The 14,054-nt window shown below is 55.1% G+C and carries 11 protein-coding genes and 1 tRNA gene; 3 read left to right on the forward strand and 9 right to left on the reverse strand.

Annotation, left to right across the window (positions count from 1 at the left end):
- Positions 1–143 precede the first annotated feature (143 nt).
- Positions 144–220, reverse strand: a tRNA-Met gene (locus NXT09_RS18360).
- 271 nt (positions 221–491) lie between these two features.
- Here NXT09_RS18360 and mltA point away from each other — a divergent pair.
- The gene (mltA, locus tag NXT09_RS18365) at positions 492–1,622 is read left to right on the forward strand and encodes a murein transglycosylase A (protein ID WP_205552962.1); all 1,131 of its coding nucleotides are present in this window, start codon (positions 492–494) and stop codon (positions 1,620–1,622) included.
- Positions 1,623–1,710: 88 nt separating this feature from the next.
- On the opposite strand, the gene NXT09_RS18370 is transcribed toward mltA, so the two are convergent.
- The 7 genes from NXT09_RS18370 to NXT09_RS18400 form a co-directional block, all read right to left on the reverse strand.
- Positions 1,711–2,628 carry a 4-hydroxy-tetrahydrodipicolinate synthase family protein gene (locus NXT09_RS18370; protein ID WP_268580803.1) on the reverse strand — a complete coding sequence of 306 codons (918 nt, stop codon included), beginning with the start codon at positions 2,626–2,628 and terminating at the stop codon, positions 1,711–1,713.
- Positions 2,629–2,671: 43 nt separating this feature from the next.
- Positions 2,672–3,373: a TetR/AcrR family transcriptional regulator gene (locus tag NXT09_RS18375; protein ID WP_205552960.1), complete on the reverse strand. Its 702-nt coding sequence runs from the start codon at positions 3,371–3,373 to the stop codon at positions 2,672–2,674.
- 91 nt (positions 3,374–3,464) lie between these two features.
- On the reverse strand, positions 3,465–4,751 hold the full coding sequence (locus NXT09_RS18380) for a M20 aminoacylase family protein (RefSeq protein WP_268580804.1): 1,287 nt from the start codon (positions 4,749–4,751) through the stop codon (positions 3,465–3,467).
- Entirely contained in the window at positions 4,744–6,465 is a 1,722-nt protein-coding gene (locus NXT09_RS18385; protein ID WP_268580805.1) for an ABC transporter ATP-binding protein, read from the reverse strand. Before NXT09_RS18385 ends, NXT09_RS18380 begins: the two co-directional genes overlap by 8 nt.
- Entirely contained in the window at positions 6,462–7,397 is a 936-nt protein-coding gene (locus NXT09_RS18390) for an ABC transporter permease (RefSeq protein WP_268580806.1), read from the reverse strand. The genes NXT09_RS18385 and NXT09_RS18390 overlap by 4 nt, the downstream gene beginning before the upstream one ends.
- A 1-nt stretch (position 7,398) precedes the next feature.
- Positions 7,399–8,385, reverse strand: a complete 987-nt coding sequence (locus tag NXT09_RS18395; RefSeq protein ID WP_268580807.1) for an ABC transporter permease — start codon at positions 8,383–8,385, stop codon at positions 7,399–7,401.
- Positions 8,386–8,437: 52 nt separating this feature from the next.
- Complete coding sequence (locus NXT09_RS18400; protein WP_240584690.1) at positions 8,438–10,024, reverse strand: ABC transporter substrate-binding protein; 1,587 nt, start codon at positions 10,022–10,024, stop codon at positions 8,438–8,440.
- A 414-nt stretch (positions 10,025–10,438) separates the two neighbouring features.
- Between NXT09_RS18400 and NXT09_RS18405 the strand changes: the two genes are divergently transcribed.
- Positions 10,439–12,697 (forward strand): molybdopterin-dependent oxidoreductase, encoded by a 2,259-nt coding sequence (locus tag NXT09_RS18405; protein ID WP_268580808.1) that lies wholly within the window; start codon positions 10,439–10,441, stop codon positions 12,695–12,697.
- 68 nt (positions 12,698–12,765) lie between these two features.
- The gene (tcdA, locus tag NXT09_RS18410; protein WP_268580809.1) at positions 12,766–13,584 is read left to right on the forward strand and encodes a tRNA cyclic N6-threonylcarbamoyladenosine(37) synthase TcdA; all 819 of its coding nucleotides are present in this window, start codon (positions 12,766–12,768) and stop codon (positions 13,582–13,584) included.
- A gap of 11 nt (positions 13,585–13,595) precedes the next feature.
- Here tcdA and csdE read toward each other — a convergent pair whose 3' ends face one another.
- Entirely contained in the window at positions 13,596–14,051 is a 456-nt protein-coding gene (gene csdE / locus NXT09_RS18415; protein WP_268580810.1) for a cysteine desulfurase sulfur acceptor subunit CsdE, read from the reverse strand.
- Positions 14,052–14,054 lie beyond the last annotated feature (3 nt).

Raw genomic sequence — 14,054 nt, forward strand, 5'->3', positions numbered from 1 at the left:
GCGGGGGCCGGATTCGAACCGACGACCTTCGGGTTATGAGCCCGACGAGCTACCAGGCTGCTCCACCCCGCGTCCGTACTAACTTATTTACTACTGACTATCTTTACTGCTTTCACTTTTCTTGATGGACGACTCACATCAATTGGTTGCGGGGGCCGGATTCGAACCGACGACCTTCGGGTTATGAGCCCGACGAGCTACCAGGCTGCTCCACCCCGCGTCCGTGGATGCGCACTATACTCTCCATGAGCATTGATGCAACCTATTTCTATAAAAAGCGCGGTATTGAGTGGTCAGGTGATTGATTTACCACCTGATAGGTTGTTTTGTGACCGCGAGGTGATGATAAGCAGAACTCCTGGATTTTGTTACGCCGCGTGCCGAACGGCATACGCGCGATCCGTGGATTTATATGCTGTCCCATTCCTTTCTCGATAGCCGTTTGTTATCGTTCGACGGTAAATTTTTTGATGTAAAAAGCGAGCGCAAAGATGAAGGGACGGTGGGGAAAATACGTGCTGACCGCAGTGGTCATTGCCATTCTGGCGGGGTGCCAATCCAGGCCAACCGATCGCGGGCAGCAATATAAAGATGGTCACCTCAACCAGCCTCTGGAATTGGTGAATGAACCTAATGCCAAAGGAAAACCGGTTAACGCACGGGATTTCATGACTCAGGTTTCCGAAATCCGGTCAGCGTCACCTAATCTGTATTCGCGCAATAATACGACCTTTCAGGCGATTGAAAGCTGGATGATGTCCGGTGCGGATACCCGCGAGCTGAGCAAGTTTGGTCTGAACGCCTGGCAGATGGAAGGTGTTGATAACTTTGGTAACGTGCAGTTTACCGGTTACTACACGCCGGTGTTGCAGGCGCGCCATACCCGTCAGGGCGAATTCCGCCATCCTTTATATGCCATGCCGTCAAAGGGCAAAAAGAACCGCCGACTGCCAGATCGTGCCGGTATTTATTCAGGCGCGCTGGATGAGCGGCTGGTTCTCGCCTGGACCAATTCGCTGGTCGATAACTTCATGATGGAAGTGCAGGGCAGCGCCTATATTGATTTTGGCGATGGGCGCCCGCTGACGTTCTTCGGCTATGCGGGCAAAAACGGCCATGCCTACCGCAGTATCGGTAAGGTGCTGATCGATCGTGGTGAAGTTGCGCGTGAAGACATGTCGATGCAGGCCATCCGCAAGTGGGCGGAGCAGCACACCGAATATGAAGTGCGTGAACTGTTTGAACAGAATCCTTCCTTTGTGTTCTTTAAGCCAATGATGTCTGCGCCCGTCAAAGGGGCAAGCGCCGTGCCGTTGGTGGCAAAAGCCTCCGTCGCTTCTGACCGTTCGCTGATCCCGGCAGGCACGGCTCTGTTAATGGAAGTGCCGCTGCTGGATAACGTTGGCAAATTCACTGGCAAGTATGAAATGCGCCTGATGATTGCGCTGGATGTCGGTGGGGCGATTAAAGGCCAGCACTTCGATATGTATCAGGGAATTGGGCCGGATGCGGGCCACTCGGCGGGTTTCTATAACCACTATGGCCGGGTCTGGGTTTTGAAGAACGCGCAAAGCAGCCCGACGAACGGCTCAGGATCGCTGTTAGTCAACAATCCACAGTAGTCATTCTTTCGTCTGAAATCTCAGAAGTGGTGTCTAGATGAGCCACTTCTGAGATGAAACATCTTGCTCTCCACGCACCAGAACAGAATCAGCGGTTAAAGCCGTATTTGCTGCTCAATCCTAATTCGTTCACGATACGAACGCCTGAATCCAACGCTTCGCCCTGCAAACCCCGCAGCGGACGGCGCAGGCTGCCTGCCGGTAATCCGACTGCCTTCATCAACGATTTCACCGCCACGGGATTGATGGCCGAGTAGGTGTAGTGCAGCAGCGGCAGCAAATGCTGATACGCCTTACGGAAATGCTCTGCATCTTCGCCGTTTTTCCACGGACGAGAAATTTCGGCCAGTTCTGCCGGTGCAATATTGCCCGTCATGTTGGCTGTTCCATGTCCTCCCAACGACATCGTTGGTACCACCAGACCCAGATTAGGTGAATCGCAGCACATCACCGACACATCGGGATTGCCTGCCAGCACTTGTGCGACCTGACCCACGCGGGTGGTGGATTCTTTATGAATGACGTAGTTCGGGTGTTGGAAAATACGCAGCAGCGATGTCCAGTGCAGATCCGTTTTTACGCGCGGCGGGTTGTTATAAATCCCTAACGGCAAATCGGTCGTGTCTGCAATTTCCAGAAAGTAGCTTTCGATGTCGCTCTCGCTGGCACAGATATAGGCGGGGGCGGCGATAATGGCACCGTCTGCGCCGTTGTCATGTGCATAGCGAACATAGTCGATGGTGGTATCGGTATTGTTACCGGTACAGCCGTAGAACAGCTTCATTTTGCTGGTATTGTATTGCGCGGTTCGGCGGATGATCGCTTTTCTCTCATCTGGGGACAGCATGGATACTTCCCCGGTTGAGCCCATAATCAAAACGGCCGCCGTGCCGTTGTCTTCCTGGAATTTTAATAACGCCTCAAATGCGCCGAAATCCACGCTGCCATCGTCATTAAAAGGCGTAATGAGGGCAACGAATGACCCTTCAATTTTTTCTCTGCTCATGTCTGTTTCCTGTCAATGTAAACGTGTTGCGAATAACGAAAAGTCAGGACTGAAGTGATGTCTCAGTCAGTGGTTTGGCGGTAAAGCCCGCCTCGACAAAACGTAATAGGTGCGACAGCACGCGCTCATCATCGCGGTTGTCACACAGCCCTTTGGAGAGCAATGCCAGACGGCCAGAACGCGGGTCGGCATCGGTTAACACGTGCATGGCGGCACCACGGGCAAATTCATAACGCCAGATAACTTCCGCGCGTGACAACGCCGGTAACGCACGAGAAAAGGCATCGATAAAACGGTGAGCGACGTGATCAAACTGGGCAGAAAGCAGGGCAGTGACTTCCAGACCCGGTGTTGCCCGCAGGTGCTGTAACAGGCGAACGACAATGCGTCCGCCGTCGGGCGTGCGAGCCGTTTTAACCAGCGGGCGCAACAGCGCATCCAGCAGATCGGCAACGGGTAGCTCATTACCATGATTGGCCTTTTCCACTTCATCCAGCAGACGCGTTCTTTCGTCATTTAACGGGCCGAGAACGTTGTCCAATACGGCACGCAGTAATCCTTCTTTCGAACCAAAGTAATAATTCACCGAAGCCACATTCACGTTGGTCGCTTCCGTTATTTCGCGAATTGTCGTTAGCTCACTGCCTTTGCAGGCGAAGATCGTGATGGCTTCACGCAGGATGCGCTGTTTAATATCAGCCTCTTTTTCTTTGCTTTGATCTTTGGTTTTCAATAACGCCACCATGATTCATCCTTTTTGCTCACGCTTGCCGTCGGATGCACCGACGTCATGCGTTGTTATATTGAGGCCGTGGGGAAATGCGCTGTCGCTCCCGTCAGGTCCGTTTCCTGATAACGCCAGTTCTTGATAACTCAGGTCCTTGATAAACAAGCTCTTGATAAACCAACGTTGCCCAATAGCGGATCCCTAATGGGATCAGCGCATCATTAAAGTCGTAGTGCGGGGTATGCAGGTGGTGCACGTTGGCCGCATTTTTGTCGCTGTTTCCCAGCATCATGAATGCGCCGGGGCGCTGCTCCAGCATGTAGGCAAAATCTTCTGCACCCAGCAGCGGCGTCATCGCGGTGTCAACCTGTTCGAGTCCGACCACCTGCGCAGCGGCATTAACGGCTAACTGTGTGGCGTGCGTATCGTTAACCAGCGCGGGATATTGCCGTTCATAATGCACATCGGCCGTTGCACCAAAGCCTTGTGCGGTGCTGTGTGCCAGCGCTAGCAGGCGCGTTTCCAACAGGTGGCGAACACTCGGCGAGTAGCTGCGTCCGGTGCCTTTAAGAATGACGTGGTCGGGGATAACGTTTGGGGCATGGCTGTCACCGCCCTGAATATGGCCGATGCTGAGCACCGCCGCGTCCATCGCAGGGACGTTGCGGCTGACGATGGTTTGTAGGCCAAGCATAAATTGTGCAGCGGGCAGCGTCGGGTCGATAGAGAGATGCACACCTGAACCGCCGTGTCCGCCTGTGCCGTGAAACGTGACCTGCCAGGTGTCGCTGGCCGCCAGCATCGGCCCGCTGCGAATCGCGAATTGACCCACCTCGATACCGGGCTTGTTATGCAGGCCAAACAGTCGGTTGCAGGGGAACGTGGTCAGCAGGCCGTCATTGAGCATGGCAAGTCCTCCACCTAATCCTTCTTCCGCGGGCTGGAAAATAAAATGTACCGTGCCAGCAAAGTTGGGGTGCTGAGACAAATAGCGTGCGGCGCCCAGCAGCATGGTGGTGTGTCCATCATGTCCGCAGGCATGCATTTTCCCTGCATGCACCGAGGCATAGGGCAAGTCCGTTTTCTCATTGATATACAGCGCATCCATATCTGCCCGCAGGCCGATGCTGTCTTCACCGAGATAACGGCCACGTAGGGTGGCGACCACGCCTGTTCCACCGATGCCCGTTGTGACGGCAAGCCCCCACGCTGTCAGCTTTTCTGCCACCAGTTGCGCGGTGGCAACCTCTTCAAAACCGATTTCTGGGTGTTGATGAATATGGTGACGAATCGCAATCAGCTCAGGTAAAAAATCCTGAATGACCGATTCCATCGCCGTTTGGTCAATAGCGGTTGCTGTCGATGTATTCATCATGCGTTCTCTGTTCTTATCCATGCGCCTGTCTGCTCAACTGCTGTGGAGGCACAGGCGCATCACGCTGCCCGCCGCTGGGGACGGCATCGATCAGTTTGCGGGTGTACGGGTGCTGTGGCTGGTGCCAGATGCTGTGGTGATCGCCACTTTCCACGCAGCGCCCGTTTTGCATGACCATGACCCGGTCGGCGATATAACGCACCACCGCGAGATCGTGGGAAATAAACAGCAGCGACAGGCCCATTTCGTTTTTTAACTCAACCAACAGATTGAGGATTTGCGCCTGAATAGAGACATCGAGTGCGGACACCGGCTCGTCGCAAATTACCAGCGAAGGACGTACCACCAGCGCACGAGCAATGCCGATACGCTGGCGCTGCCCGCCGGAAAATTCATGCGGATAGCGCCTCAGGCTGCTTTGCGGCAGACCGACACGATCGATGATATTTTTGATCGCCTGCTGTCGCTGTGCACGATCGCCTAGGCCATGCACAATCAGCGGCGTTTCAAGAATATGCTGAATGCTGTGGCGTGGATTCAGTGAAGCGTAAGGATCCTGAAAGATCATCTGCACCCGCTGGCGCAGCGCTTTCAGCCGTGATTCTTTTAGCGTGGTGATGTCTTGCCCATCGAACACGATCTGCCCGTGTGAAGGCGGTAGCAGGCGCAGAATGGTTTTGGACAGGGTGGATTTACCACAGCCGGATTCGCCCACCAGACCGAGGGTTTCTCCGGGTAAAATAGTCAGTGACACATCGTCAACGGCTAGCACCTTTCCTTGCGCTGTTGAGTAGCGGGTATGAATATTTTTCAGCGAAAGCAGCGGCTGCTGGTTCGTATCCGTGGCACGGTGAATCAAGGTAGGCGGCGTCAGCAGCGTAAAGCCTTCGTCCGTTGGCGCGTGATGGATTTCCGCCAGCCGATGGGTGCGGTAGTGTCTGTCCTGATCCATGTGCAGCGATGTCGCTAACAACCCGCGCGTGTAGCTGTGTTTGGGGGAGAAGCGGTGTGTGGATGATTGAAACAGGTCAGCTGCCTGTGCTTCTTCTACCTTTTGCCCGGCATACATCACCGCCACGCGGTCAGCCCATTGCGCCACCAGTCCAAGATCGTGGGTAATCAGCAGCAGGCTCATCGAGAATTCACGCCGCAGATTATCCAGCAGCGCCAGAATCTGTGCCTGGATGGTGACGTCCAGCGCCGTGGTTGGCTCATCGGCAATCAGCATGCGCGGTCGGCACGCTACTGCCATGGCGATCATTACACGCTGACGCTGCCCGCCAGAAAGGTTATGTGGATAGTCATCCACCCGGCGCGCTGGTTCAGGGATCTTGACCAGATCCAGTAGCTCGATGGCGCGCGTTCGTGCCTGTGCGGGCGTCAGCGCCTCATGCAAGCGCAGCGTTTCGCTAATCTGTTGCCCGATGGAAAGTACCGGATTGAGCGAGGTCATCGGTTCCTGAAAAATCATCGACAGCGCATTGCCACGCAGCTGGCGCATCTGTCGATCTGGCAGGGTCAGCAGATCCTGTCCATCAAACAGGATGCGGCCGCTGATTTTTCCCGGTTCGGCGACCAGTCGCATCAGGGATAGCGCCGTCGCGGATTTACCACAGCCGGATTCACCGACCAGCGCCAGCGTTTCTCCGGCGTTAATCGTCAGGTTTAGCCCTCGAACGGCCTGATGGCCGGGAAAATCAACGCGTAAATCTTGAATATCGACCAGCGGCTTCATGCGCTTCTCCCCCGTAACCGTGGATTCAGGGCATCGTTCAACGCGTCGCCAACCAGATTCAGTGACAGCACGGTTAAGACCAGTGCGGTGCCGGGCAGGGCGGTAAGAAACCAGGCGGTACGCAGCGATTCCCGGCCCGCGCCGATCATGCTGCCCCAGCTCACACGGTTCGGATCGCCAAAGCCTAAGAAGGAGAGGGCGGATTCAATCAAAATGGCCGAAGCAACCATGACCGACGTGGTGACGATGATCGACGGCAGCGCGTTCGGCAGCATTTCCTGAAAGATAATACGCAGGCTGGAAAATCCCTGACTGCGTGCGGCTAACACAAAATCGCTTTCACGCAGCGAGCGAAACTCGGCACGCACCAGACGTGCAATCGTTGGCCAAGAGGCAATACCTATAGCCAGTGAAATCAGCGTAACTGACGGTGAGCCGATGGCAACCAGCACCACGACCAGCAAAAAGGTCGGGAAGGTCTGGAACAGTTCGGTGATATGCACCAGCAGGTCATCAACCCGACCGCCAAAATAGCCCGCCAGCGCACCGACGACGGTGCCAATTAACAGGCTGACGATGACCGCCGAGAAGCCGATCTGCAAAGAAACCTGTGAACCGTGGATGATTCCGGCGGCGACATCCCGACCCATTGAATCGGTTCCTAGCGGGAAATCAGGGTTTTCGCCCGGCCACAAGAAAGGCTGAGCAACCATATCCAGCGGATCGCCGGGATACAGCAACGGTGCGAAAGCGGCCATCAGAAATACCGTCATCAGCAACAGCAGGCCTGCCATCCCCGCGGGGTTTCGGATAAATGCACGCACCTCCGGCGACAGGCGAAAAGGCGTTTTTAACGGGTGAGTTGCTGCTGAGCTAACGCCGTCCGCTGCGGCTTTCTTCGGTGTGAGATTGTCAGGAGAAAGGTGATTCATATCAGCGTGCCTTAATTCGGGGATCGAGCCAGGATTGCAGTAAGTCCACCAGCACGTTAGCCAAAATGACTAAGAAGGCGGAAAGCAGCAGGACGCCTAACAAGACGTTGAAGTCACGCGCCATCACCGCTTCTAGCGCCAGACGGCCCAGTCCCGGCCAGCTAAAGACCGTCTCGACCACGGCCGCGCCGCCCAGCAGATTGCCGAAGTGCATACCCGCAACGGTCGTGATAGGCAGCAGCGCACAGCGCAGAATGTGCCTGACGGTAACCCACACCGGCGACAGCCCTTTGGCATGTGCAGTACGCACGAAATCCTGCTGGGCAATTTCCAACATGGCCGCGCGAGTCAGGCGGGCGTAAATGGCGATAAAAAAGCTGCTCAGCGCCACTACCGGCAGAATGGCATGCTGCAACATATCCTTTAAATACGCCCAGCCAGTGAGGTTTGCGCCGATGGTGATATTGCCGCCGCTTGGCAGCCAATCAAGATGTACGGAAAACAGAATCAGCGTCATCAGGCCGATCCAGAATCCGGGCGTGGAGTAGAGCAGCAGCGCGATCAGCGAGAGCAGGCGATCGGGCCATTTACCCACCCACACTGCCATGATCGTTCCCAGCGTTATGCCGATGATGATGGCGAAGATCTGTGACAGCAGCATCAGGAACAGAGTGCCCGGCAGCCGCGACAGGATCAGATCCATCACAGGCGCGTTATAGCGAGGTGAAAAACCGAGGCTGAACTGCGCCAAATTGCCCAAATAGGCAGAAAGCTGTTGCAATATGGGTTGATCGAGACCGAACTGAGCGCGCAGGTGTGCCATCGTCGCTTCGGTTGCATTGCCTGATTCGCCAGCCAGTACATCAACGGCGTCTCCCGGCACCAGTTGCAACAGGAAAAACACCAGAATGACAATGCCAATCGCCGTTGGCAGCGCATGGAGCAGAGTGCGCCAGAGTACGCGCCCGATTCGTTCTACTTTATTCATCACATACCTTCATGAAGTTCCCCTGCCCGGGCAGGGGAATGCTGTCTTGCGATTACTGATCCAGCCACACGTCAGCCAGGCTGCCGTTGACACCCTGAATATCCGTGACGACGTTATGTACGCGCTTGTTGTAAATCGTCTGGCGCTTAATTTGGAGCAGGTTCAAATCGGGAATATCCGTGGCGATGATGCGCTGGAATTGCTTGTACAGTTCCACGCGTTTTTCAGGATCGGTTTCCACCGAGGCCTGCTCAAGCAGACGGTCTACCTCTGGGTTGCTGTAATGTGAGCCATTGCCGAAAGGCACGCCCGGTTGATAGGTTTTTGACCAGTACAGGCGCTGTACGCCCACGGCGGGATCGAACAGGTTCGAGATGGAACCGTTGTTGAAGTCAAAGTCGCGGTCGGTATAAACGCGCTTAACGAAGGTGGCGAAATCCTGCGAGCGAATGGTGACGTCAATCCCCACTTTGGCCAGTGCGGATTTGAGGTATTCCGCTACGCGTTTGAAGCTATCGCCATAGGGCATGAAATCATGCACCAGCTTGAAGCGAATGCCGTTTGCCTGACGCGGGAAGCCCGCTTCATCCAACAGTTTGTTCGCTTTGGCAATATCGAAGCCATAAGGAGACGGCGTTGCATCATGGAACTGTGCCAGTTCTGGCGTAATCGGCGTCGGTGAACTTACTGCATAGCCGTACCACACCACGTTTTTCAACACATCAATATTGATACTGTGCGCAATAGCCTGACGAACTTTCAGGTTCTTCAGGTAAGGGTTATCCAGATTGAACTCGATGCGGGTTTGCGTCGGGCTGTAACCGTAGCCGTTGGTTTCAATGCCCAGCTTGGGGTTTTTCTTGATGCGTTCAATTTCACTTAGCGGAACGGGAGAGTCGCTTCCCAGATCCAGCGCGCCAGTTTCAAGCGCAATCGTGCGAGTGGCGGCATCGGGAATAATCTTCACTACCAGTTTATCGACGTAAGGCTTGGGGCTGTCCCAGTAGTTCGGGTTACGTTCATACAGGATATGGCTGCCGCGAACCCATTCTTTGAAGACGAACGGGCCGGTGCCAATCGGTGCGGTATTGTGAGGATTCGACAGAATGTCTGTGCCTTCGTATAAGTGTTTCGGCACGATAGGTGCTTCGTTGGCGGAGAACGCGCTCAGCAGATAAGGTGCAGGTTTTGACAGCTCTAGGATCGCGGTATACGGATCGGGGGTTTTTACTTCGGTGACGTTGGCAAACGTGCCCTGACCGCGTGAATTGTATTTTTTGACGGTCAGGATGGAAAACGCGACGTCCGCAGAGGTGAAGTCTTGCCCATCATGCCATTTCACGCCTTTACGCAAATGGAACGTATATTGTTTTCCATCCGGGCTTACTGACCAACTGGTCGCTAACTGCGGGGTTGGCTTCATATCGAAATCGTAATTCAACAGACCTTCAATCACCTTGGCGTTGACCTTCATCACTGCGCCACTGGTGCTAACCAGACTGGTTAATACGGGCGGCTCAGGTTCGGCCAAAAAGTTCAGTGTGCCGCCGCGCTTGGGCGTCGGCGTTTCTGCCTGTGCGGCAAGGCCGAAGAGCGAAGACGTCAGAATCAACGCTGACAAGAATAGATTTTTTTTCATATTTCCCATCCGTATGCAGAGGGCAGCGTTGTGCGCTCCGCCTTTATTTTTTTAATGGCATGTTTTGAATGATGTGTTTTGGGTGACAAAAAACCGTTCTCTTCAGGAGGAAGAGAAATCAGGCTGAATTAAGTCAACATCGGGGCAGTAATGAAATAACGTCATTACCGTTGCTGTGTGGCGTAATGGGTTTCATGCTGCGTTCCTGGTTTGAATAACGAAAAAATAATAAAACGGCCTGAACCTACTCTTTATTTTCTGGTTAAACCCTAGCCCAACGTATGTTTTAAACGAACGTTTAAATATGGATAAGTAATGTCACATTACGCATAAGCTATTCACTCTTCTTGCTGTTGGGAGCACGGATAATTCAGGTTATTATCCAGCCTGCTAATTAATTATTCTGAGGTTGTCATGGCGATTAAACGTTATCCACATCTTGCGCACTGGGGCGCGTTTACCGCTGTGGTTGAAGACGGCAAGCTGATCCGCTGCGAGCCGTTTGCTGACGATCCAGCACCGTCCTCCATGCTCGATTCCATCGTGCCGCTGGTGTATTCCGACCGACGTATCCGTCGGCCTTCGGTGCGCCGTTCCTGGCTTCAGAAACGCGAAAACAGCGACAGAACGCTGCGTGGCCGGGAAGATTTTGTTGAAGTGGATTGGGATGTGGCGCTCGATCTGGTCGCGCAGGAGAATCGCCGTATTCGCGATCGCTACGGTGCGGATGGCATATTTGCCGGTTCCTACGGCTGGTCGTCTGCCGGGCGCTATCACCATGCGCGTTCTCAGGTTCGACGCTTCTATTTCTCCGGCGGCGGCGCGGTCGATCAGCAGGGTAATTACAGCTGGGGGGCGGCGCAGTTCTTCCTACCGTACGTGATTGGCACCTTTCACCCGCTGACGGGCAAGGTGACCGAATGGCGCAGTGTCGCCGAGCACTGTGATATTTTCCTCGCGTTTGGCGGTCTGGCGTTGAAAAACGCACAGGTGGCATCCGGCGGTGCCGGACACCACACGCTTAAGCCCGCGCTGGAAGCGCTGGTGGCGAAAGGGATTCCGGTCATTAACATCAGCCCGATGCGCGATGACTGCCCTGAATTTGTGAATGCCGAGTGGATTCCTATCCGCCCGAATACCGATGTCGCCCTGATGCTGGCGCTGGGTTATGAAATTCAGCGCTTGGGTGCTGACGATAAGGATTTCCTGCAACGCTACTGCGTTGGCTACGAGCAACTGAGTGACTATTTGCACGGTCGCGGCGACGGCGTGGTGAAAACCCCCGAATGGGCCAGCGGTATCACGGGCATTCCTGCCGAACGCATCCGACGTCTGGCACAGCAGCTGATCGGCGTACGCAGCTTCCTTACCTGCTCTTACTCCGTGCAACGTGCCCATCGTGGCGAACAGCCTTACTGGATGATGATTGCGCTGTCTTCCATGCTGGGGCAGGTGGGGTTACCGGGTGGTGGGTTCTCCTTCGGCCACGGTTCGATGAACAGCGTCGGCAACGAGCGTATTTCAACGCCTGCGCCAGCTTCTCCATCAACCCCGAACGCGGGGAAAGCGATCCCCGTGGCGCGTATCGCCGATATGCTACTGCATCCGGGAACGCCTTATACCTTTCAGGGCGAAACCCATACTTATCCCGATATTCATCTGATTCACTGGGCGGGCGGTAACCCGTTCCATCATCACCAGCAGTTGAACCGTCTGGTGGACGGCTGGCGCAAGCCGGATACGGTGATTGTGCAGGATATCGTCTGGACGCCAGCGGCGCAGATGGCGGATATCGTGCTGCCCGTCACCACCACGCTGGAGCGTAATGACATCGGCGGCTCATCCCGCGATCGCTTTATCTTTGCCATGCATCAGGCGATTGCGCCGCAGCATCAGGCGCGTAATGACGTGGATATTTTCAGCGAACTGGCCGAGCGTCTGGGTTATGGCGACGCGTTCACGCAAAATCGCAGTGAGCAGCAGTGGCTGGAACATCTTTATGATGAATGCCGTTCAAGGCAGCGAGATGCCGCTGACCGCTGGCCGTCATTTGAGGATTTCTGGCAGCAGGGACATGTAGAAATCCCGATGGATGAGAAGCCATTTGTGTTCTTTGAGGATTTCCGCCGCGATCCGCAGCAGCATGCGCTAAGTACGCCAAGCGGTAAAATTGAACTGTTTAGCTCTGCCATCGCCAGCTATGGCTATGCGGATTTTGCGCCGCATCCTGAGTGGCAGCCTCCCGTTGAATGGCTGGGAGCCAAAAGCACGGAAGAGTGGCCGCTGCATTTTATTTCCATTCAGCCTTCCGACCGTTTGCACAGCCAACTGGCCGCTACGCCGCAGGTCGCCGCAAATAAAACCGCAGGAAAAGAGACGCTTTACATGCATCCGCAGGACGCTGCTGCGCGGGATATCGTCGATCGTTCGCAGGTGGAAGTCAGGAACGCGCGTGGCCGTATTCTGGCGGGCGTACAGATTACCGACGGCGTCACGCCGGGCGTGGTGATTATGTCGACCGGTGCCTGGTTCGAGCCCGGCTTCGGCCAGAAAACGTGGCATCCGATTGAACAATCAGGCAATGCGAACGTACTGACGCTGGATATCGGCACGTCGCCGCTGACGCAGGGACCGAACGCCATGAGCTGTCTGGTGGATGTCGTGCGGGTTTAGCGCTATCCTGAGCCGCTTTTTCTCGCGATTTTATTTTCCTGTGATTTTGTTTTCGTAAGGTTGGTTGAATGAGTACGCAATTATCCGAAGCCTATTTGCAACGCTTCGGCGGCACCGCGCGGTTATATGGTCAACAGGCGCTGGCGCTGTTTTCTCAGGCTCACGTTTGCGTGATTGGCATTGGTGGCGTCGGTTCCTGGGCGGCTGAGGCGTTGGCACGTACCGGTATCGGCGCGATCACGCTGATCGATATGGATGATGTGTGTGTCAGTAACACCAACCGCCAGATCCACGCGCTGCGTCAGCATACCGGACAGTCGAAGACGGAAGTGATGGCTGAACGTATTCTGGCGATCAACCCGGAGTGTCGCGTCACCTGCGTGGATGATTTCATTAGCGCGGAAAACGTGGCCGAGCTGCTCGATCAAAACTTCAGCTATGTGATTGACGCCATCGACAGCGTGCGTCCGAAGGCGGCACTGCTCTCCTACTGTCGCCGCTATAAGATCCCGGTGGTGACAACTGGCGGTGCAGGCGGGCAGATCGATCCGACCCGGATTGAGGTGGTCGATCTGGCTAAAACGATTCAGGATCCGCTGGCAGCCAAGCTGCGCGAGCGGTTAAAGCACGATTTTAACGTGGTGAAGAACAGCAAAGGAAAGCTGGGCATCGACTGTGTGTTTTCCAGCGAACCGCTGGTTTATCCGCAGCCTGACGGTTCCGTCTGTGCGTCGCGCAGCACGGCTGATGGGGTGATGCGTATGGATTGTGCGTCAGGCTTTGGCGCTGCGACGATGGTCACCGCAACCTTTGGGTTTGTTGCGGTCTCTCATGCGCTGAAGAAGATGATAGCGAAAAAGGAAAGAGCGTCTGCGGCACAGAAATAGTGCGAATCCCGCTATTTGTCCGCGGCCTCTTGTTCGGCAATCTCCTTGATTCTGGCGGCCAGCGCCGCCAGTCCGCTTGAACGCGAAGCGCTGAGCTGAGCGCGAAGCCCCAGCTTATCGAACAGCGCCAGCGGATCGTGCTGTAATAGCGCTTCTGGCGTTTCTCCTTCTACGGCAGTTAACAACACTGCCAGTAATCCCCGCACAATGCGCCCGTCGCTGTCGCCGTAGAAATGCAGCCCGCCGTCTTCCTGACGTTGATAACCCAGCCAGACGCGATTTTCACAGCCGGATAATGAAATCTCCTCGGTTTTCAGCTCCTCGGGCAATGTTGGTAATGCCTTTGCCAGCAAAATGAGCTGCCGATAGCGATCTTCCCATGCACGGCAGGCATCGAAGCGCGCCAGCAGGTCGGCGACAGTGGTGTGGTGGCCAAAAGGATGCGTGGTGTCAGTTATCTGGGTCATGGT

It is taken from the genome of Pectobacterium jejuense (assembly GCF_026800125.1).
Lineage (GTDB): Bacteria > Pseudomonadota > Gammaproteobacteria > Enterobacterales > Enterobacteriaceae > Pectobacterium > Pectobacterium jejuense.